Annotated in this window: 17 protein-coding genes and 1 pseudogene; 12 read left to right on the top strand and 6 right to left on the bottom strand. The window is 73.0% G+C overall.

All coding sequences use genetic code 11. The annotated features are described in order from the left end of the window. The first annotated feature begins 133 nt into the window (after positions 1–133). Together BKD26_RS11620 and BKD26_RS11615 are read left to right on the top strand one after the other, a co-directional pair. Positions 134–1,204, top strand: coding sequence for an XRE family transcriptional regulator (locus tag BKD26_RS11620; RefSeq protein ID WP_084897777.1), 1,071 nt, complete (start codon positions 134–136; stop codon positions 1,202–1,204). A gap of 160 nt (positions 1,205–1,364) precedes the next feature. Continuing rightward, positions 1,365–2,354 carry a malate dehydrogenase gene (locus tag BKD26_RS11615; protein WP_084897776.1) on the top strand — a complete coding sequence of 330 codons (990 nt, stop codon included), beginning with the start codon at positions 1,365–1,367 and terminating at the stop codon, positions 2,352–2,354. Positions 2,355–2,495: 141 nt separating this feature from the next. On the opposite strand, the gene BKD26_RS11610 is transcribed toward BKD26_RS11615, so the two are convergent. Beyond that, complete coding sequence (locus BKD26_RS11610) at positions 2,496–3,647, bottom strand: acyltransferase (protein WP_084897775.1); 1,152 nt, start codon at positions 3,645–3,647, stop codon at positions 2,496–2,498. 106 nt (positions 3,648–3,753) lie between these two features. Here BKD26_RS11610 and BKD26_RS11605 point away from each other — a divergent pair, with 106 nt between their 5' ends. The 9 genes from BKD26_RS11605 to BKD26_RS11565 all read left to right on the top strand — a co-directional run bounded on the left by BKD26_RS11605 (position 3,754) and on the right by BKD26_RS11565 (position 14,245). Continuing rightward, the gene (locus tag BKD26_RS11605; protein ID WP_073753688.1) at positions 3,754–4,008 is read left to right on the top strand and encodes a helix-turn-helix transcriptional regulator; all 255 of its coding nucleotides are present in this window, start codon (positions 3,754–3,756) and stop codon (positions 4,006–4,008) included. Next, the gene (locus tag BKD26_RS11600; protein WP_241518608.1) at positions 4,005–4,538 is read left to right on the top strand and encodes a hypothetical protein; all 534 of its coding nucleotides are present in this window, start codon (positions 4,005–4,007) and stop codon (positions 4,536–4,538) included. Before BKD26_RS11605 ends, BKD26_RS11600 begins: the two co-directional genes overlap by 4 nt. Positions 4,539–4,673: 135 nt before the next feature. Continuing rightward, on the top strand, positions 4,674–6,170 hold the full coding sequence (locus BKD26_RS11595) for an aldehyde dehydrogenase family protein (RefSeq protein WP_084897774.1): 1,497 nt from the start codon (positions 4,674–4,676) through the stop codon (positions 6,168–6,170). 16 nt (positions 6,171–6,186) lie between these two features. Then, complete coding sequence (locus BKD26_RS11590) at positions 6,187–7,710, top strand: GMC oxidoreductase (protein WP_084897773.1); 1,524 nt, start codon at positions 6,187–6,189, stop codon at positions 7,708–7,710. A 29-nt stretch (positions 7,711–7,739) separates the two neighbouring features. Continuing rightward, positions 7,740–8,900 (top strand): glycine betaine/L-proline ABC transporter ATP-binding protein, encoded by a 1,161-nt coding sequence (locus tag BKD26_RS11585; protein WP_107417839.1) that lies wholly within the window; start codon positions 7,740–7,742, stop codon positions 8,898–8,900. Next, positions 8,897–10,801 carry an ABC transporter permease subunit gene (locus tag BKD26_RS11580; RefSeq protein ID WP_084897771.1) on the top strand — a complete coding sequence of 635 codons (1,905 nt, stop codon included), beginning with the start codon at positions 8,897–8,899 and terminating at the stop codon, positions 10,799–10,801. The genes BKD26_RS11585 and BKD26_RS11580 overlap by 4 nt, the downstream gene beginning before the upstream one ends. After that, positions 10,794–11,753 carry an ABC transporter substrate-binding protein gene (locus tag BKD26_RS11575; protein WP_084897770.1) on the top strand — a complete coding sequence of 320 codons (960 nt, stop codon included), beginning with the start codon at positions 10,794–10,796 and terminating at the stop codon, positions 11,751–11,753. Before BKD26_RS11580 ends, BKD26_RS11575 begins: the two co-directional genes overlap by 8 nt. Positions 11,754–13,573: 1,820 nt before the next feature. Then, positions 13,574–14,023, top strand: a complete 450-nt coding sequence (locus BKD26_RS11570; protein WP_084898001.1) for a hypothetical protein — start codon at positions 13,574–13,576, stop codon at positions 14,021–14,023. 33 nt (positions 14,024–14,056) lie between these two features. Next, positions 14,057–14,245 carry a hypothetical protein gene (locus tag BKD26_RS11565; protein WP_084897769.1) on the top strand — a complete coding sequence of 63 codons (189 nt, stop codon included), beginning with the start codon at positions 14,057–14,059 and terminating at the stop codon, positions 14,243–14,245. Positions 14,246–14,267: 22 nt separating this feature from the next. Here the strand turns inward: BKD26_RS11565 and BKD26_RS11560 are convergent, their stop codons facing one another. From BKD26_RS11560 to BKD26_RS11545, 4 genes and pseudogenes are all read right to left on the bottom strand, one after another. Beyond that, positions 14,268–14,753, bottom strand: coding sequence for a cupin domain-containing protein (locus BKD26_RS11560; protein ID WP_179166508.1), 486 nt, complete (start codon positions 14,751–14,753; stop codon positions 14,268–14,270). 37 nt (positions 14,754–14,790) lie between these two features. Further along, positions 14,791–17,604 (bottom strand): SpoIIE family protein phosphatase, encoded by a 2,814-nt coding sequence (locus tag BKD26_RS11555; protein WP_241518607.1) that lies wholly within the window; start codon positions 17,602–17,604, stop codon positions 14,791–14,793. 53 nt (positions 17,605–17,657) lie between these two features. Beyond that, on the bottom strand, positions 17,658–17,978 hold the full coding sequence (locus tag BKD26_RS11550) for a hypothetical protein (RefSeq protein WP_084897767.1): 321 nt from the start codon (positions 17,976–17,978) through the stop codon (positions 17,658–17,660). 95 nt (positions 17,979–18,073) lie between these two features. Further along, a pseudogene (locus tag BKD26_RS11545) lies at positions 18,074–18,533 on the bottom strand (DinB family protein). Positions 18,534–18,647: 114 nt separating this feature from the next. On the opposite strand from BKD26_RS11545, the gene BKD26_RS11540 reads away from it, so the two are divergent. Then, entirely contained in the window at positions 18,648–19,178 is a 531-nt protein-coding gene (locus tag BKD26_RS11540) for a GNAT family N-acetyltransferase (RefSeq protein ID WP_084897766.1), read from the top strand. Positions 19,179–19,397: 219 nt separating this feature from the next. On the opposite strand, the gene BKD26_RS42250 is transcribed toward BKD26_RS11540, so the two are convergent. Beyond that, a complete protein-coding gene (locus tag BKD26_RS42250) occupies positions 19,398–19,592 on the bottom strand; it encodes a hypothetical protein (RefSeq protein WP_347104709.1) in 195 nt (64 codons plus the stop codon). Positions 19,593–19,822 lie beyond the last annotated feature (230 nt).

Here is a 19,822-nt window from a genome sequence, read left to right as displayed (position 1 = left end):
CCCCCGTTCCAGGAACTGTCATCCTGGCTCCGCGCATCCCTCTCGGTGACACCTCGGTGAGCACCGTGAGGCGTCAGGGGGCACGCAGCGCGGGGAGCACATCAGGCACGTACGGGGGGACAAGGGGGAGGCTATGCCTCGTTGGAAGGCGCTACCGGACGAACTCGACCCGCAGGTCAAGGAGTTCGCGAGTCAGCTGCGCCGGCTGGTGGACCGCAGCGGTCTGAGCATCGCCGCGGTCTCGGACCGCACCGGGTACAGCAAGACGTCGTGGGAGCGCTATCTCAATGGGCGGCTCCTCGCGCCCAAGGGGGCGATCGTCGCGCTGGCCGAGGTGACCGGGACGAACCCGGTGCACCTCACCACCATGTGGGAGCTCGCGGAGCGCGCCTGGAGCCGCGCCGAGATGCGCCACGACATGACGATGGAGGCCATACGGATCTCCCAGGCGCGTGCCGCGCTGGGTGAGTTCGGGGGCACCGCCGGACCGGGCGCCGACGGCTCGTCGCGGGTGAAGGCGACACCGGGGGCGGACCCCGCCCCGGACCGCGGCGCCGACCGGGCCGCCGCCGGGCGGGCCGCCGAGCGGTCGTCCGTCATACCGCCCGACGGCGGTCCCAACGGTCCCGCCCGCCGTGGCCCCGCGGCCTCTGCGACGCCGTCCCGGCCCCCGTCCCCGTCCCCGTCCCGGTCCGCGCCGCAGGGCAAGCGCAAGGTGGCCATGTTCGCGGCCGGCGTCGTGGGCGCCCTGCTGGTGATAGTCGCGGCCGTCCTGCTCACCGACCTCGGCGGCGACGACGGCCCCGCCAAGAACGTCGCGCAGTCGCCGACGGCCACCCCGAGCACCAGCGCCTCCAAGTCGCTGCCCGCCGGGGTGAAGTGCGCCGGCGACGACTGCACGGGCCAGGACCCCGAGGCCATGGGCTGCGGCGGCCAGTACGCCACCACCACGTCCTCCGCGACCGTCGGCACCACGAAGGTCGAGGTCCGCTACAGCGAGACGTGCGGGGCCGCCTGGGCCCGTATCAGCCAGGCGGTGGCCGGTGACAAGGTGACCATCAGCGCGGGCGGCGAGACGCAGAACGGCTCGGTGAAGATCGACAAGGACGCGTACACGCCGATGGTGGCGGCGGCCGACGGCGCCGAGCCGAAGGCGTGCGCCACGCTGGCGAACGGCACGAAGGGCTGTACGGACGAGCAGTGAGCCGAGACACAAGGGGGCGGCGGTGCGCGGGGGGCCGGGTCCGATAGCCTGACCGCTGGATATCTCTTCACGTCGAGACATCGATCGATCAGAAGATCGGAAGGGATGTCCAGCACCAGGGGCAGGGACCCCCACCGCCAGCTGTCTTACGGAGATCGCCATGACCCGCACTCCCGTGAATGTCACCGTCACCGGCGCGGCCGGCCAGATCGGTTACGCGCTCCTCTTCCGCATCGCCTCCGGCCACCTGCTCGGCGCGGACGTGCCGGTCAAGCTGCGCCTCCTGGAGATCCCGCAGGGCCTCAAGGCCGCCGAGGGCACCGCGATGGAGCTCGACGACTGCGCCTTCCCGCTGCTGCGCGGCATCGAGATCACCGACGACCCGAACGTCGCCTTCGACGGCGCCAACGTCGCCCTCCTCGTCGGCGCCCGCCCGCGTACGAAGGGCATGGAGCGCGGCGACCTGCTGGAGGCCAACGGCGGCATCTTCAAGCCGCAGGGCAAGGCCATCAACGACCACGCCGCGGACGACATCAAGGTCCTCGTCGTCGGCAACCCGGCCAACACCAACGCGCTCATCGCGCAGGCCGCCGCCCCGGACGTACCGGCCGAGCGCTTCACCGCGATGACCCGCCTGGACCACAACCGCGCGATCTCGCAGCTGGCGAAGAAGACCGGCGCCCCGGTCACCGACATTAAGCGCCTGACCATCTGGGGCAACCACTCGGCCACTCAGTACCCCGACATCTTCCACGCGGAGATCGCCGGCAAGAACGCCGCCGAGGTCGTGGGCGACCAGCAGTGGCTGGCCGACACCTTCATCCCGACCGTCGCCAAGCGCGGCGCCGCGATCATCGAGGCCCGTGGCGCGTCCTCCGCCGCCTCCGCCGCCAACGCCGCGATCGACCACGTCCACACCTGGGTGAACGGCACCGCCGAGGGCGACTGGACCTCCATGGGCATCCCGTCGGACGGCTCCTACGGCGTCCCGGAGGGCCTGATCTCCTCCTTCCCGGTCACCTGCGAGAACGGCACGTACGAGATCGTCCAGGGACTGGACATCAACGAGTTCTCGCGCACCCGCATCGACGCCTCGGTGCAGGAGCTCGCCGAGGAGCGCGACGCGGTTCGTGGCCTGGGCCTGATCTGAGGCAACGCCGGTCGACCCACGGAGTCGGGCGCGGCTCCTCGAAGCCTGTGAGGCCCCCGGGCCGAGCAGTGCGAGAGGAGCCGTCGAGAATGGGCGCGCGACGCGGTCCGCGGGCTCGGCCTGCTCTGACCCCTCACCCCGTCACCGCCCCCGGTAGCCCTCCCGCTGCCGGGGGCGCGGTGTTTCCACCGGGACGGTGGCGCCGACGTACGGCCGTCGCAGCCGGAGGAACGGCAGTTCGATGGCGTGGTACGTCACGAACGACACCGCGACCGTCAGGGGCAGGGCCACCAGCACCGTGACCAGGAACGCGGCCCACACCGGCGGCAGGCCGCCCGGGAACCACCCCCACTCGCCGATCACCGTCAGCACCATGAAGTGCGTCAGGTACACGGAGAAGCTGACCTCCCCGAGCCGGGCGAGGGCCCGCGACAGCCACCCGCCGGCCTTGGTCTCGCGGCCCGCCACGTACGCCGCCACCACCAGCGCCCACACCGCGCCCTCCGCCCCGCTCCAGACGAGCTTCAGCGGGCTGTCGGACACGAACCCGTGGACCTGGTTGAACGACCAGAGCAGCCCCAGCGCCAGGGCCAGCGCCACCGGCGGCAGCCACGCGGCCCGCAGCCGGTCCCGGTGGTGCACGTACACCCAGGCGGCCAGCATCCCCAGCAGGAACTGGTCGATGCGCCCGGCCAGGCCCAGGTAGAGCGACGCCGTGTGCGGTTCGGGCGCCGGGCTGCTCAGCCACACCAGCGCCCGCAGCAGCGACACGGCGGCCAGCAGCCGCAGCAGGGCGCCCGGCCCGCGTTCGCCGAGGAGCCGGTTGAGCAGCGGGAAGACCAGGTAGAACTGCATCTCCACGCACAGCGTCCAGAAGACGCCCCCGTACGGCTGCGTCGGCGTCGCGAACGTCAGGATCCGCAGCAGGTCCTGGAACGTGGGCATGGCGACCTGGGTGGCGAGGCCCAGGACGGCGACGACCAGGTAGAGCGGGTAGACGCGCAGCAGCCGGTTGGTGAGGAAGCGTCCGTAGCGGACCGGCTTGCCGTACGCGCCGACGGTGAAGATGAAGCCGGACAGGACCATGAACAGGGCGACGCCCGTGTGGCCCTCGAAGACGAGCGTGGCGGCCGGGTTGTCCGAGTACAGCCAGTCCGTCGCCGGGACGAAGCGGCGGCCCTCGATGCGCGCGCTCAGCAGCTGGCAGCCGTGGTACAGGACGACGAGCACGGCGGCGACGGCCCGCAGATGGTCGACGGGGGCGAGGTAGACGCGGTCGTCGCTGCTGCGCATGGACGCACCCTAGGTCGGCCGGGACCGCCTGGCCGGGAGCGACGCCCGAACCGGTCATCCATTCGGATCATTGCGAAAGCGCTATGAGATGTAGTACTTCTTATACATGAGCGAGCAGGTACACAACAGGCTGGCCGTGGTCAGGGCGGAGCGGAAGGTGTCGCGCCAGGCACTCGCCGACGCCCTGGGCGTCCACTACCAGACCATCGGCTACATCGAACGGGGGCAGTACAACCCGAGCCTTGACCTGGCGTTGAAGGCGGCCCGCTACTTCGGGCTGCCGGTGGAGGCACTGTTCTCCCTGGAGCCGTTCCAGCCGCTCACCACGGAGCTTTACGGGGACAACGGGAGGAAGCAGTGACCATCACCGCGACGCGCCACGACCGGCGGATGTACGCGATCATGAACCGGCGCGACATGCAGGCCCTGGGCCGCACGGCCGCACGCCGCCGCGCCTGGGTCGCGGCGCACATCGGGCTCACCGCCGCCTCAGTGGCGCTCTGGCTCGGCAGCGTCCACCTCGGCCCGCTGTGGATGCCGTTCGCCCTGCTGGCGCTGGTCCTGCCCTGGTGCGTCGCCATGGGGGCCATCAACGGCGCCACGCGCGGACTGCTGGAGCTGCGCGGCCACATGCTGGACGAGCGCCAGCTTCACGAGCGGGACCGGGTCCGGGCCATCGCCCACCGGATCACCCTCGGGCTGCTGTTCGCCGGGGCGGCCGGGACGGGGCTCGCCGCCTGGCTCGGCGGGGTCCGCTACGACGGTGGCGTGCTGTTCCCGGTGCTGTTCGCCCTGCTGGTCACGCACTGGATGCTGCCCGCGTGGGTGGCCTGCCTGCGGGTCCAGGACGACGCCCCCGACCAGGTCCTCGAAACCGTCCACGGCGACTGAGTGCGACCGCCCCGCTACCCCGGCGGGGAGTGAGCAAACCCACTTTCGCGCATGCTTTCCGTTCCCCCGGGCAGGGACCCCGGTCGCCGACCACCGTCGGTGACGAATGAACCGGGAACGGAAGGCAAACGCGACGTGTCGGACCAACAGACCATCCACGTGGGCGGAGAGTGGCGAGCAGCCGCCACCGGCGCCACGCGCGAGATCCTCGACCCCGCCGACGCCACGACCCTCGCGGTCGTCGCCGAAGGCGGGGCCGAGGACACCGACGCCGCGATCGCCGCCGCACGCACCGCGTTCGACCAGGGCGCCTGGCCCCGCACCCCCGTCGCCGAACGGGCCGCGCTGCTGCGCCGCGTCGCCGACCTGCTCCAGCGCGACCGCGAGACGATCGGCCTGCTGGAGAGCCGCGACGCCGGAAAGACCCTGGAGGAAGGGCGCGTCGACGTCGACTGCGTCACCGACGCCTTCCGCTACTTCGCCGACCTCGTCATGAACGAGAGCGGCGGCCGGGTCGTCGACGCCGGATCCCCCGACATCCACAGCGTCGTCGTCCACGAGCCCGTCGGTGTGTGCGCGCTGATCACACCGTGGAACTACCCCCTCCTCCAGGCCAGTTGGAAGATCGCCCCGGCGTTGGCGGCGGGCAACACGTTCGTCATCAAGCCGAGCGAGATCACCCCGCTCACCACCGTCGCCCTCATCCGGCTCCTCACCGAGGCCGGACTCCCGGACGGCGTCGCCAACCTCGTCACCGGCCCCGGCGACCCCGTCGGCGCCCGCATGTCCGAACACCCCGACGTCGACCTGGTGTCCTTCACCGGCGGACTCGTCAGCGGTACGAAGGTGATGCGCGCCGCCGCCGACAGCGTCAAGAAGGTCGCCCTCGAACTCGGCGGCAAGAACCCCAACGTCGTCTTCGCCGACGCCTGCGCCACCGACGAGGGCTTCGACACCGCCGTCGACCAGGCCCTCAACGCCGCCTTCATCCACAGCGGCCAGGTCTGCTCGGCCGGCTCCCGCCTCATCGTCGAGGAGTCGCTGCGCGAGCGGTTCGTCGCCGAACTCGCCCACCGCGCCGACAAGATCCGTATCGGCCGCGGCACCGACAAGGGCGTCGAGTGCGGCCCCCTCGTCTCCGCGCAGCAGCTCGCCCGCACCGAGGAGTACGTCGCCTCCGCCCTCGCCGAAGGCGCCGTCCTCCGCGCCGGCGGCACACGCCCCACCGGCCCCGCGTACGGCGACGGCTACTTCTACCGCCCCACCGTCCTCGACCGCTGCCACCGCGAGATGCGCGTCGTGCGCGAAGAGGTCTTCGGCCCGGTCCTCACCGTCGAGACCTTCCGCACCGAGGACGAGGCCGTCGCCCTCGCCAACGACACCGAGTACGGCCTGGCCGGCGGCGTCTGGTCCGCCGACCCCGGCCGCGCCCGGCGCGTCGCCGGACGGCTGCGCCACGGCACCGTCTGGATCAACGACTTCCACCCCTACCTGCCGCAAGCGGAGTGGGGCGGCTTCGGCAAGAGCGGCATCGGCCGCGAGCTGGGCCCGGCCGGGCTCGCCGAATACCGCGAGACCAAGCACGTCTACCAGAACCTCGCCCCGCGCCCCGTGCGCTGGTTCGCGGGCTGACGAGCGGGAGAACCCTGTGAACACTACGTACGACTACGTCATCGTCGGCGGCGGCACCGCCGGCTCCGTCATCGCCCACCGCCTCACCGCGGACCCCGGCGTCACCGTCGCCGTCATCGAAGGCGGCCCGTCCGACGTCGACCGCCCCGACGTCCTCACCCTGCGCCGCTGGATGGGCCTGCTCGGCGGCGACCTCGACTACGACTACCCCACCACCGAGCAGCCACGCGGCAACTCCCACATCCGGCACAGCCGCGCCCGCGTCCTCGGCGGCTGCTCCTCGCACAACACGCTCATCTCCTTCAAGCCGCTGCCGTCCGACTGGGACGAGTGGCAGGAGGCCGGGGCCGACGGCTGGAACGCCGCCGCCATGGACCCGTACTACGACAAGCTCCTCAACAACATCGTCCCCGTCGACGAGAACGACCGGAACGCCATCGCCCGCGACTTCGTCGACGCCGCCCAGGCCGCGCTCGGCGTCCCGCGCGTGGAGGGCTTCAACAAGAAGCCGTTCCACGAGGGCGTCGGGTTCTTCGACCTCGCCTACCACCCGGAGAACAACAAGCGCTCGTCCGCCTCGGTCGCCTACCTCCACCCCATCATGGACACGCGCCCCAACCTCCACCTGATGCTGGAGACCTGGGCGTACAAGCTGGAGCTCGACGGCACGACGGCGACCGGCGTCCACGTCCGTACGAAGGACGGCACCGAGCAGCTCATCACCGCGCGCCACGAAGTCCTCGTCTGCGCGGGCGCCGTCGACACGCCCCGGCTGCTGCTCCACTCCGGCATCGGGCCCCGCCAGGACCTCGAAAAGCTCGGCATCCCCGTCGTCCACGACCTGCCGGGCGTCGGCGAGAACCTCCTCGACCACCCCGAGTCGGTCATCGTCTGGGAGACGGACGGGCCGATCCCCGAGAACTCCGCCATGGACAGCGACGCGGGACTCTTCGTACGCCGCGACCCCGAGTCGCGCGGGCCCGACCTGATGTTCCACTTCTACCAGATCCCGTTCACCGACAACCCCGAGCGGCTCGGCTACCAGCGCCCCGCGCACGGCGTGTCGATGACGCCCAACATCCCCAAGCCGCGCAGCCGCGGGCGCCTCTACCTGACCAGCGCCGACCCCGAGGTCAAGCCCGCCCTCGACTTCCGGTACTTCACCGACGAGGACGACTACGACGGCCGCACCCTCGTCGACGGCATCCGCATCGCCCGCGAGATCGCCAAGGCCGAGCCGCTCGCCGGCTGGCTCAAGCGCGAGGTCTGCCCCGGCCCCGAGATCACCGGCGACGAGGAACTCAGCGAGTACGCCCGCAAGGTCGCCCACACCGTCTACCACCCGGCCGGCACCTGCCGCATGGGCGCCGTCGACGACGAACAGGCCGTCGTCGGGCCCGACCTGAGGATCCGTGGACTCGACGGCATCCGGATCGCCGACGCGTCCGTATTCCCCACCATGCCCGCCGTCAACCCGATGATCGGCGTGCTGATGGTCGGGGAGAAGGCCGCCGACCTGCTGCGAGGTGACGCCCGATGAGTACGGCCCCTGTCACGAAGACCCCCGCCATGAACACCCCCCTCACGAACACCCCTGCCACCGCCACGGACACCCCCGTCTTCTCCGTCAACGGCCTGTGGAAGGTCTTCGGCCCCAAGGCCGACCGCGTACCCCGCTCCGCCGAGCTCGCGGACCTCCCCGCCACCGAACTGCGCGAGCGCACCGGCTGCACCGCCGCCGTCCGCGACGTCTCCTTCGACGTCCGCAAGGGCGAGGTGTTCGTCGTCATGGGCCTGTCCGGCTCCGGCAAGTCCACCCTCGTACGCTGCCTGACCCGGCTCATCGAGCCGACCTCCGGCACCGTCGCCATCGACGGCGAGGACATTCTCTCCATGGACCGGTCCCGGCTGCGTGACCTGCGCCGCCACCGCGCCGCCATGGTCTTCCAGCACTTCGGCCTGCTGCCGCACCGCTCGGTCCTCGACAACGTGGCGTACGGCCTCGAAATCCAGGGCATGGGCCGCGCCGAACGGCGCGCCAAGGCCGCCGAGGTCGTCACCAAAGTCGGCCTGGAAGGCCTGGAGGACCGCAAGCCCGGCCAGCTCTCCGGCGGCCAGCAGCAGCGCGTGGGCCTCGCCCGCGCCCTCGCCGTCGACCCCGAAGTGCTCCTGTTCGACGAGCCGTTCAGCGCCCTCGACCCGCTGATCCGGCGCGACATGCAGGAGGAGGTCATCCGGCTCCACCGTGAGGAGGGCCGCACGATGATCTTCATCACCCATGACCTCAACGAGGCCCTGCGCCTCGGCGACCGCATCGCCCTCATGCGCGACGGCCGGATCGTGCAGCTCGGTACGCCCGAGGAGATCGTCGGCTCGCCCGCCGACGACTACGTACGCGACTTCGTGCGCGACGTGCCGCGCGAGCAGGTGATGACGGTACGCACCGCCATGCGCCCGCCCTGCGCCGACGACGCCGACTCCGGTCCGGCCGTCGCGCCCGGCGCCACCGTCTCCGAGGCCATCGAGGCGGTCGCCCGCACCGGCGGCCCCGTACGCGTCGTCGACGCCGGCCGATGGGTGGGCGTCGTGGACCACGAGGGCCTGCTCTCGGTCGTCGCGGGCGTCCCGGCGCCCGGCACCGGGGCGGCGTCGGCTGCCCGGGACGCGCAGCCCGCCGGGGAGGCGGCCGTCACGGGGGAGGCCGCCGCCGCGGGGAAGGCGGCGGCATGACCGCGACCTTCACCGCCCCCGTACGGCTACGACCGCCCGCCGCCCTCCGCCGCTACTGGCCGCTGGCCGCCGCCCTCGTCCTCCTGCCGCTCGGCCTCCTCCTCGCCGGCGGCGGCACCTGGCCCACCTCGCTCTCCGTCGACCTGTCCGGACCGCTCGGCACCGCCAGCGACTGGATCGTCGACAACCGCGACAGCCACCCGCTGTTCCTCTACTTCTTCGGGCACATCAGCAACGCCGTCGTCCTCGCCGTGCGCGGCGTCTACCTGGTGCTCCTCGCCGCCGGCTGGGCCGGCGTGACCGCCGTCGCCGGGATCGTCGCCTGGCGCGTCGCGGGCCTGCGCCTCGGCCTGACCACCGTCGCCGCGTTCGCCGTGTGCGGGCTGCTCGGCATGTGGGTGCCCACCATGCAGACCCTCGCCCTCATGGTCGTCGCCGTCGCCGCGTCCGTCGCGCTCGGCGCGCTCCTCGGCCTCGCCGCCGGGCTCTCCGACCGTACGTACCGGGCGCTGCGGCCCGTCCTCGACACCATGCAGGTGCTGCCCGCCTTCGCGTACCTGCTTCCCGTCGTGCTGGTCTTCGGCATCGGCGTCCCCGCCGCCGTCCTCGCCACCGTCGTCTACGCCGCCCCGCCCATGGCCCGCCTCACCGCCCTCGGCCTGCGCGGCGCCGACCCCGGCGTCCTCGAAGCCTCCGCCTCCCTCGGCGCGACCGGCAGGCAGCGGCTGCTCACCGCGCGGCTGCCGCTGGCGCGCAAGGAACTGCTCCTCGGCGTCAACCAGTCGATCATGATGGCCCTGTCGATGGCGGTCATCGCCTCCGTCATCGGCGCCGGCGGCCTCGGTGACCGCGTCTACCAGGCGCTGGCATCGGTGGACGTGGGCGCGGCACTCGCCGCCGGCATCCCCATCGTGCTCCTCGCGGTCGTGCTCGACCGCACGGCCACGGGCGCCCGGGCGGTACGCCGCCGCGACTGGGCCACCTGCGGCGTCGCCGTCCTGGCCGCCGCCGTCGTGGGCCGCGTCAGCGGCGGGCTCGCCTGGCCCGTGGCGTGGCACGTCGACATCGCCGAGCCCGTCAACCGCGCCGTCGACTGGATGACCGCCCACCTCTACTCGGGCGTCCCCGTCATCGGCGGCACCGCCGACTGGGCCGCGCACTTCACCGGGTGGGTCCTCGACCCCGTACGGGACGGCCTCCAGGCGCTGCCCTGGTGGGCGCTGCTGCTGCTCGTCGGCGCGCTGGCGCTGCTCGTCGGCACCTGGCGTACCGCGCTGACGGCCGTCGCCGCCATGGGCGCCATCGGCGTCCTGGGCGTGTGGGACGCGTCGCTCGACACCCTGTCGCAGGTGCTGGCCGCCGTCGCCGTCACACTGGTGCTGGGCTTCGCGGTCGCCGTCGCGGCGGCGCGCAGCGCTCGTTTCGAACGGCTTCTGCGCCCCGTCCTGGACGTCTTCCAGACCATGCCGCAGTTCGTCTACCTGATCCCGGTGGTCGCCCTCTTCGGCGTGGGCCGCGCCCCGGCGGTCGCCGCCGCCGTGGTGTACGCCCTGCCCGCCGTCGTACGCATCACCACCCAGGGCCTTCGCGGCGTCGACCCGGTCGCGCTCGAATCCGCCCGCTCGCTCGGCGCCACCGGCTGGCAGCAACTGCGCCAGGTGCAGCTGCCGTTAGCGCGACCGGCGTTGTTGCTGGCCGTGAACCAGGCGGTCGTCCTCGTCCTCGCCGTCGTCATCATCGGCGGCCTGGTCGGCGGTGGCGCGCTCGGTTACGACGTCGTCTACGGCCTCGCACAGGGCGACCTCGCGACCGGCCTGGTCGCGGGCGCCGCGATCGTCTGCCTGGGCCTGATGCTCGACCGGGTCACCCAGCCGACCGGAAAGGAGGCCCGACATGCGTAAGCGCATCACCGCACCCCTGGTCGCCGCCGTGACCCTGCTGCCCCTCACCGCCTGCGGCGCGGCCGACATGACCAAGCAGGCGTCCCCGTACGCCGGCGCCCAGGGCACCAAGACGGTCACCCTGTCCGTCCAGTCCTGGGTGGGAGCCCAGGCCAACGTCGCCGTGGCGAAGTACCTGCTCGAACACGAGCTGGGCTACCGCGTCGACACCGTCCAGGTCGACGAGGTCCCCGCCTGGGACGCGCTCAGCCAGGGCCGGGTGGACGCCCTCCTGGAGGACTGGGGCCACCCGGAACAGGAACAGCGGTACGTCAACGACAAGAAGACCATCACGCGCGGCGGCGACCTGGGCGTGACCGGCCACATCGGCTGGTTCGTACCGACGTACTTCGCGGACGCCCACCCGGACGTCACCGACTGGAAGAACCTCAACAAGTACGCCGACCAGCTGCGGACCGCGGAGAGCGGCGGCAAGGGCCAACTGCTGGACGGCTCCCCGTCGTACGTCACCAACGACAAGGCCCTGGTGAAGAACCTGGGCCTGGACTACAAGGTCGTCTTCGCGGGCTCCGAGGCGGCGCAGATCACCCAGATCAAGCAGTTCGCCAAGGAGAAGAAGCCCTTCCTGACGTACTGGTACAAGCCCCAGTGGCTGTTCGAGAAGGTGCCGATGACGGAGGTGAAGCTGCCCGCGTACAAGGAGGGCTGCGACGCCGACCCGGAGAAGGTCGCCTGCGCCTACCCGCACACCCCGCTCCAGAAGTTCCTCAACGCCGACTTCGCGAAGAAGGGCGGGAAGGCGGCCGCCTTCCTGAAGAACTTCCGCTGGACGACGGAGGCGCAGAACGATGTGGCGCTGATGATCGCCGAGCAGAAGCTCTCCCCGGAGGCGGCGGCGGAGAAGTGGGTCAAGCAGAACGAGGCGACGTGGCGGGCGTGGCTCCCCTCCTAGCCGAGACCTCGGCCTGAACGCCCTGGTCATGGTGGGCGTGTGGGCCGCCCTCTCTCCGAGTGTGGCGGGCTCCGGCGCCCCGTCAAGGGCGCTTCGCGTCGGCTTCGCCGATGGGCTTCGCCCACCCTTGACAGGCCGCCTCCGCCCGCCTTTTCCCACTCGGAGGGCGGCCCGGGGGAACGGGTCCAGGAGGGGCGCCCCTTTGCCCGTGCCGTTCGTGGCCGGGAGGGCGGGCGGCGGAGGGGGCGCGGCAGTGGAATGGGGCGGTGGCCTGTTGGTTTGGCGGGTGCCGCTCGACTGTTGGCCGGGGTACAGGACCTCGCTCCTGCCGGTGGTGGGTGCGCCGGAGTGCGATGGGGCGGTGGTGGCTGGGCTCGGCGACTGCGGCCCGGCGGTCGGCTCGGCACAGGCAGGTGGCCGGCGTGGGGCGGTGGCTGGGCCTGGGTGTCGCCCTGGCAGAGCCCGGCCACCGGTGGGCGGGGCGAAAGCATCGGTGCGGCTGGGCGGCAGGGCGGCAGGGCGGCAGGGCGGAGGCTGCCCGGCCTGTCGGCTCACGGCCCCGGTTGGGCCCCGCCTGTCACGCAGGGAGGTCTCACCCGTCTCCTTGGTCACGCCAGCACCGGGTTCGGGGTGTTGTGTGCGGTGTGGGACACCTTCCCGTCGTGGTGTGCGGGCTGTGGGTGTCCGATCCCGCCCACAACTCTGGCAGGGCGATACGGCTGGGACTGGAGGGGCCGGAGGGGCCCGCCCTGTGGCTCCGATGACGTGCCCGGCACCCCCGGGGACTGCCCGGGGAGGCCGCACCCCGTGCCTGTGCCGGACAGGAAGCAGCACCCTGCGGGGCACCGGTGTCCCCCGCCGGACTCCTCAAGGCGAGGGGCTCGGCCTTGCCCCGGGCACCGGGCCGACCTGGTCCTGACGGGGCACGACGGCCGACGTCTGGCGTCACGCGGGCACGGCGTGCGGGGCTCGAAGGCCCCCTGGCCCCGCCTGCCTCACCAGGACGCCTCACGGGCCCCTACCGTCACATCTGCACCGGGGCTGGGGAGTTGTGGGCGGTGTAGGACACCTCCCGACCATGAGCATCCGGGCACAGGGTGTCCCATCCCGCCCACAACTCCGGCGGTCCGACACGGGTGTGACTGGAGGGGCCAGGGGGCCGCCCCTTCCCGGACTTCGAGCGCCCCGGGCAGGGGAGCGGTGAGGGGCCCGACGGCCAGTGTCGGTGGCCGGACCGACCCGGCCGCGCCCGACTGTCCGGGAGGCCGCGCCCCGGCCCTGCCGTCCCGGCGGCCGGGTGCCTGCCGTGCCCTGACCGGGTGGGGCTCCGCCCAGGCCCGACCCCGCACCCACCCCAGCCACCTGCCGGAACCCCCACCCCTCACCCACCCGCAGTCGCCGGACCGAGCCCGGATGCCCCATGCCACTGGGGCGCACCCACCACCCACCGAAGCGAGGTCCTGTACCGCAACCGAGAAACGGCGGCCACCCGCCAAGCCGTGCCGCCACCGCCCCATTCCACTGCCGCGCCTGCCCCGGCCGGGCCGCCTCGGCCACGAACGCCGGCAAAGCAGTGCGCCCCCCCGGATGCCCGCTCCCCGGGGCCGCCCTCCGAGAGAAAACGCGCGGGCGGAGGCGGCCTGTCAAGGGTGGGCGAAGCCCATCGGCGAAGCCGACGCGAAGCGCCCTTGACAGGGTGCCGGAGCCCGCGACCCTCGGGAGGGAGGGCGGCCCGGAACGGTGCCCGAACCGGACGGGCGCGTGCGACGATCGTGGTGTGGAGCGGCCGGTTGGCCGCCGACCTCTCGAGAGTGGATCAGGTGACGGACGACGAGATACGCGCGCGCTTCGACGGCCGTGGCCGCGTCGAGCTGCTGCCCGGTCAGCTCACGGCCTCGAAGCAGCGCCGGATCGAGGAGATCGCCCACGCGCTCGGCTACCGGCTGCTGGCCACCCAGAACCTGGGCTTCGCCGGTTTTCGGCTCGTCTACGAACGCGACGACGCCCCGCAGGCACGCCGCCGCGCCGAGCTGACCATTGCCCGGCTGCGCGCGGGCGGGCCACTGCTGCCTGCGATGGAGCCGCCCCCGCCCCCGCCGCCCCCGCCTCCGCCGCCCCCGGCCCCGGCCCAGCAGCCCCGGCGGCCCAGCCGTCCCCCGTCGGGGCCCCCGCCACCTCCCGCCGTGGCTCCGGCCCGACCACGGTTTCCGCCCCCGCCACCATGCCCGCCCCCTCCGCCGCCCCCACCCACCATCACCCCAACCGCGTGACGGCCCTCCCCGGAGCCCGGAGCCCGGTGCCCGGTGCCCGGAGCTCGGAGCGGTACGGGGGGCGGGGCCGGCGGCGGCTGCGAGGGTAGCGTCGGCGTCCATGAACAGCGGGCGTACGGCGCCCTGATACCCCTGCCGGACGCGGCCGGGGAAGTGGACCCGAAGCAGTCGGAAGCGTTCGCCGAGTTCCTCGCCCGTCAACCCCCGGTCGGCGAGCAGTGAAAGGCCGGTTCGAAGACATGGCCTAGAACACCAGGCCGTGCTTCGCGATGAGTGCCATGGTCGCGTCCATGTCCGTCGAGCAGCCGTACGGGCGCGCCTTCTGCTCCAGTTGCTCCGGGCTCGGTTCCCCGCCCAGCTGGTCGAGCCACCGGAACAACTCCTCCAGGCCTCCCGGGGAGATGATCTCCAGCAGCCGGGCGGGGGTCTCGCCCGCGTTCCAGAAGGTGTGCCACTCGTCGCGCGGCTTGAACACGAGATCGCCGGGCCGGGCCACGACCTCCTCGTCCCCGAACCTCGCACCCACCGATCCCTCGAGGATGAAGCTGAACTCGTCCTCGTGGGTGTGCCGGTGGACGGGCGCCGCCAGCACCTTCGGTGGCAGGCGGTGCTCGACCAGCGAGAAGTGGCCGCCCCACTCACGGCTGTTGACCAGGAATCGGTCCCCGCACGCCTGCTGCGGCTGGTACAGCTCGCCGTCCTCCGGTCCCAGTATCCGGTGCTCAACCACTGCGTACACCGCCCTTCGCGGTCAGTCGGTCCCTGGCTCAGCCCGGGTCGTCGAACATGGACAGCAGCGCCTGTTCGTCGGGCTCCGGGGCGTGCCGGCCGGTGTGCGGGACCTGTTCGGCCCACACCGTCTTGCCCTGGGGCATGTAGCGGGCGCCCCAGCTCTTGGTGAACTGCGCCACCAGGAACAGGCCGCGCCCGCCTTCCTCGGTGGTGGCCGCGCGGCGGATGCGCGGGGAGGTGTTGCTGCGGTCGGACACCTCGCAGATCAGGGAGCCGTTGCGCAGCAGGCGCAGGCAGACGGGGCCCCGGCCGCCGTACCGTACGGCGTTGGTGACCAGCTCGCTGACCACCAGGCCGGTGCTGAAGTCCAGGTCCGTCAGGCCCCACTCGGCGAGCTGCTGGTGCGTCAGCTCCCTGGCTCTGGCGACCATCGAGGGGTCGGAGGGCAGCTCCCAGGACGCCACCCGGTCGTCGGGCAGGGCGTGTACGCGGGCCAGGAGGAGGGCCACGTCGTCGCGCGGGCCGTCGGGGAGCAGGGCGCTGGTGACCCGGTCGCAGATCCGGTCCAGGGACTGTTCCGCCCCGGTGAGGGCGGCCAGGAGCTGCCGGGTGCGGGCGTCGGTGTCGGTGTCGCCGAAGCCGCGGCTCTCCTTGAGCAGGCCGTCGGTGTAGAGGGCCAGCAGGCTGCCCTCGGGCAGGTCGACCGCGGCGGACTCGTACGGCTGGAGTCCGCCGAGCCCGAGCGGCGGGCCGGCCGGCAGGTCGATCAGCCGCGGGGCACCGTCCGGCGGCAGCAGCGCGGGCGGCGGGTGACCGGCCCGGGCGGCCGTGCAGCGGCAGGACACCGGGTCGTACACGGCGTACAGGCAGGTCGCCGCCGTCGCGGGGTCCTCCCCGTGGGCGGGGTCGCCGGACGTACGGCTGACCAGGTCGTCCAGGTGGGTCAGGACCTCCTCGGGCAGCAGGTCCATGGCGGCCAGGGTGTGCACCGCCGTACGCAGCCGGCCCATGGTGGCGGCCGCCTGGAGCCCGTGGCCGGCCACATCCCCGACGACCAGGGCCACGCGCATCCCGGACAGCGGGATCGCGTCGAACCAGTCCCCGCCCACGCCCGCCCGGGCGTCGGCGGGCAGGTAGCGGGAGGCGAGGTCGACGGCGGTCAGCCGGGGCGTGTCGCGCGGCAGCAGGCTCCGTTGCAGGGTGAGGGAGGCGTCGCGCTCGCGGCTGTAGCGGCGGGCGTTGTCCACGCTGATCGCGGTACGGGCCGCCAGCTCGCCCGCCAGGGTCAGGTCGTCCTGCTCGTACGGCCGGGTCCGGCCGCGCCGGTAGAACCCTGCCAGGCCCAGGACGGCTCCCCGGGCGCACAGTGGGGCGCCCAGGTATGAGTGCACGCCCTCGCCGAGCAGGTCGACGGGGTGTTCGGCGCCGGCCGGGGGCCCGGTCAGGGCGGCGGTCAGCACCGAGTCGGTGACCGGCCGGCCGGTGGCGAGGCACCGGGCCTGCGGGCTGCCGGGCGGGTACGCGACCGGTTCGTCCACGCCGCCGATCCGCGCGTCGCGGGAGTCCTCGCCGGCCCAGGCGGCCATCCGGCGCAGCGCCGCATGGGGGCCGAGCCGCCCCGCCGGGGGTTCCTCGCCCGCCAGGGCGCTCTCCACGAGGTCGACCACGACGAGGTCGGCGAACCGCGGCACGGCGATCTCCGCCAGCTCCTCGGCGGTGCGCCGCATGTCCAGGGTGGTGCCGACGCGGACGCCCGCCTCGTTCAGCAGCGACAGCCGCCCGCGCGCCTCGGCGGCCAGGCGGCCGACGCCCGGTTCGCCCACCAGCAGCAGCCACGCGTCGGGCCGATCGCCGGGCGCGTCGTCCTGGTCGGGCTCCGGCCGGTCGGGTTCGCCGGCCGGGCGGCGCAGCAGCGGTACGTCACGGCCGTCCGGGGCGGTCGCGGTGGCCCCCGTACGGCCGATGTCACCGCCCGTGTCACCGCCCGCGTCCGCGAAGGTGACCTCGACGGCCGCGCCTTCCGCGTCGCCGTGGTGCAGCGCCCGGCGGCGCAGTGTGGCCACCCGGCCGCCCGCCAGCGGGACCTCGGCGAACGCCTCGCTGTCGGAGCCGATCAGTTCGATGGCGCTCTCCAGCAGCGCCAGCCGCTCGTCCGGGGCCAGCCGGGGCGCCGCCGCGCCGAGGCGGGCGAGCTCGCCGGAGTCGAGGTGGAGCTCGGCGTGCTCGCCGCGCTCCCTGGCCCGGAGGAAGGAGCTCATCAGGTTGCGTTCCCTGGCGGTGCTCAGTTCCAGCAGGCGCTCGGCGATGCGGTCGGTGGCGTCCTGGAGGACCAGGGCCATGCCGGGTTCGGCGAGGTCCCTGGGTACGGAGAGGTTGACCGCGCCCTGCACGGTGCCGCCCACCGGGTCGCGCACCGGGGCGGCCATGCAGGTCAGCTCCTTGAGGTTGTGCAGGAAGTGTTCCTGGCCGACGACCATGAAGGGCACCCGGGTGCTCAGCACCATGCTGACGCTGCTGGTGCCCATGAACCGCTCGTCGACATTGGCACCCGGCACCAGGGAGGCGGCGTCCATGAGCTCCAGCCCCACCGGGTCGCCCCGCCGGTCCACGATGTTCGCCCGGGCGTCGGCCAGCGCCACCGTGACGGGCAGGCCGGAGAACCGTTCGCACAGCTGGTCCAGCACCGGCCCGGCGGCCCTGAGGAGCCGGGAGTCCGGATCGAGGTCGGTCTCGACCGGCAGGGCAGCGCCCTCGGTGTCGATCCCGAGCGAACGCGAGCGCTGCCAGGAGGCGAGGATCTCCGGACGCACTCCGCCGCCGGGCGGCCTCTGCTCACCGCGATCGTCCACAAAACCAGGATAATCGGGCGAATCCACCCGTGTGGTCCCCGCGGCCGGCGGCGTCAGCCCGCGGCGAGCGTCTCAGGGTCGATGACCTTGGTGTTCTGCGCGGCGGCGACCCGCCACACGCCGTCGTCCTCGGCCAGGACGTACAGCGGCGTACCGGACACGGCGACCGAGTTCCCGGCCACCAGCGAGGCCGGGTCCACGGTCAGCCGCTTCCCATGGGCGGTCGTCCAGAACGCCTCCTGGCGGAAGCCGCTCATAAAGGTGTCGGGCAGCGCGTTCTGCTGCGCGTGCTGAACGCCGGCGACGAAGGCGACGATGGCGTCCACGTCCTCCTGCGGGACGGCGACGCCGGTGACCGTGCCCTCGGGGCTCATGATGTCTCTCCTGACGGACGCGTGGCGGAGCGGGGCTCGTTACGCGCCACAGCCTCCAACCTCGACTTCGGTCGATGTCCATGCCCTTCGGTGCGTCACGCCCCGACCGTCCCGTCGATGCCCTCGCGGAGGAAGTCCGCGTGACCGTTGTGGCGCGCGTACTCGTGGATCAGGTGCAGCATGACGTGGCGCAGGGACACGTCGATGTTCCACCGGGCGTTGTGGCCCGTGACGTCGAGCGACGCGGCCGACTCCTCGATGCGGCGGGCGTGTTCGACCTCCGCCTCCCAGGCGGCGAACGCCTCCGAGCGGGTGGAGCCCGTCGGGTCGTACGCCGCCTGGTAGTCGTCGGTCGGCGACCAGACCAGCGGGACGTCCTCGCCGTTGATGGTCCGGCGGAACCAGGCGCGTTCCACCTCCGCCATGTGGCGGACCAGGCCGAGGAGGGAGAGCGTCGACGGGGGGCATCGAGCGGCGGCGCAGGTCCTCGTCGGACAGGCCCTCGCACTTCATGGCCAGGGTGGCGCGGTGGTGGTCGAGGAAGGCGCGCAGCATCGCGCGTTCCTCGCCGACGAGGGGTGGCTCCGGGCGGTCGGTGGTCGCGGTGGTCACGGTGGTCCCTTCGAAGTCTGCGGCGGATACGCGTGTGACGTGGGTTTGGCTCCAAGAATGGATCACGTACGGGAACGCGGCTCAGCGGATATCGGCCAATGCGTCCACGTCCTCGCCGACGTACACGCGCACGACGGCCATCCCACCGACTGGCCGGCCGATCCGGCCGGTTGGCTCACGGTGGACGGGCTCACCGGGGCTTGGATGGCCGTGCGGGACGGGCGGGTCGTCGGGCACATCGCGCTGTCGCCCGCCCGGGACGGGGACGTCGCGCCCGCGATGTGGGACGGCGGGCCCACCGCCGTGGTGGGGCGGCTGTTCGTCGCCCCGGGCGCCCGTGCGGACGGATGGGGTGCGCGGCTGGTCGAGCGGGCCGTACGCGAGGCGCGGCAGCGCGGGCTGCACCCCGTCCTGGACGCCGTCACCGGCGACGTGGCGGCGATCGCGCTGTACGAACGCCTCGGCCGGCAACGGCTCGGCACCGGGCAGCAGGAGTGGGGGCCGGGGCGGACGGTGGCCGTCCACTGTTACGCGGCCCCGGTCCCCGAACGGCGAAATGCGGTGGCCGCGGCAGCCGTACGGCTCTAGGGTCGCCGCCATGGGGATCACGGGGAACACGGGGACCGTCGCGGCACAGGACATCGACGAAGCGGTCGCCGTGACCGCCCGCGCTCTGCGCGGCGTGGCGGACCGCGACTGGTCCGCGCCGGCGGCCGGTCTTGAGTGGAGCTGCTACGACACGGCCGTCCACATCGCCGACGACTTCACCGGCTACGCCACCCAGTTGACCGGCCGCTCCACCGACTCCTACGTCCCCTTCGAGATCAGCGCCGAGCCCGGCACCACCCCCGCCGGACTGGTCCGCGTCATCGAGGCGACCGGCGGGCTCCTGTCCGCCGCCGTCCGCACCACACCCGACGGCGTACGGGCCTGGCACCCGTTCGGTATGGCCGGGGCGGACGGCTTCGCCGCGATGGGCATCGTCGAGGTGCTGCTGCACACGTACGACATGCTCGGCGCCCTCGACGTCCCCGACTGGCGCCCGCCCGACCACCTGTGCGCCCGCGTCCTGGACCGCCTCTTCCCCCACGTTCCGCGCACCGACGACCCCTGGTCGACCCTACTGTGGGCCACGGGCCGTACCGACCTGGAGGGCCTGCCGCGCCCGGCGGTCTGGCGCTGGTACGCCGACTCCCTCCGTACCGAACGGCTGCTGCTGTGCGAGGTGACCC

Source organism: Streptomyces sp. CB03238 (assembly GCF_002099185.1).
Lineage (GTDB): Bacteria > Actinomycetota > Actinomycetes > Streptomycetales > Streptomycetaceae > Streptomyces.
This window is presented reverse-complemented; position numbering and strand designations above follow the sequence as displayed.

What these genes read in the sequence shown, in the direction of transcription:
- BKD26_RS11575 (WP_084897770.1), top strand. Translation starts at nt 10,794, where the DNA reads ATGCGTAAGCGCATCACCGCACCCCTGGTCGCCGCCGTGACCCTGCTG.
- BKD26_RS11585 (WP_107417839.1), top strand. Translation starts at nt 7,740, where the DNA reads ATGAACACCCCCCTCACGAACACCCCTGCCACCGCCACGGACACCCCC.
- BKD26_RS11620 (WP_084897777.1), top strand. Translation starts at nt 134, where the DNA reads ATGCCTCGTTGGAAGGCGCTACCGGACGAACTCGACCCGCAGGTCAAG.
- BKD26_RS11540 (WP_084897766.1), top strand. Translation starts at nt 18,648, where the DNA reads ATGGATCACGTACGGGAACGCGGCTCAGCGGATATCGGCCAATGCGTC.
- BKD26_RS11550 (WP_084897767.1), bottom strand. Translation starts at nt 17,978, where the DNA reads ATGAGCCCCGAGGGCACGGTCACCGGCGTCGCCGTCCCGCAGGAGGAC.
- BKD26_RS11580 (WP_084897771.1), top strand. Translation starts at nt 8,897, where the DNA reads ATGACCGCGACCTTCACCGCCCCCGTACGGCTACGACCGCCCGCCGCC.
- BKD26_RS11605 (WP_073753688.1), top strand. Translation starts at nt 3,754, where the DNA reads ATGAGCGAGCAGGTACACAACAGGCTGGCCGTGGTCAGGGCGGAGCGG.
- BKD26_RS11615 (WP_084897776.1), top strand. Translation starts at nt 1,365, where the DNA reads ATGACCCGCACTCCCGTGAATGTCACCGTCACCGGCGCGGCCGGCCAG.
- BKD26_RS11610 (WP_084897775.1), bottom strand. Translation starts at nt 3,647, where the DNA reads ATGCGCAGCAGCGACGACCGCGTCTACCTCGCCCCCGTCGACCATCTG.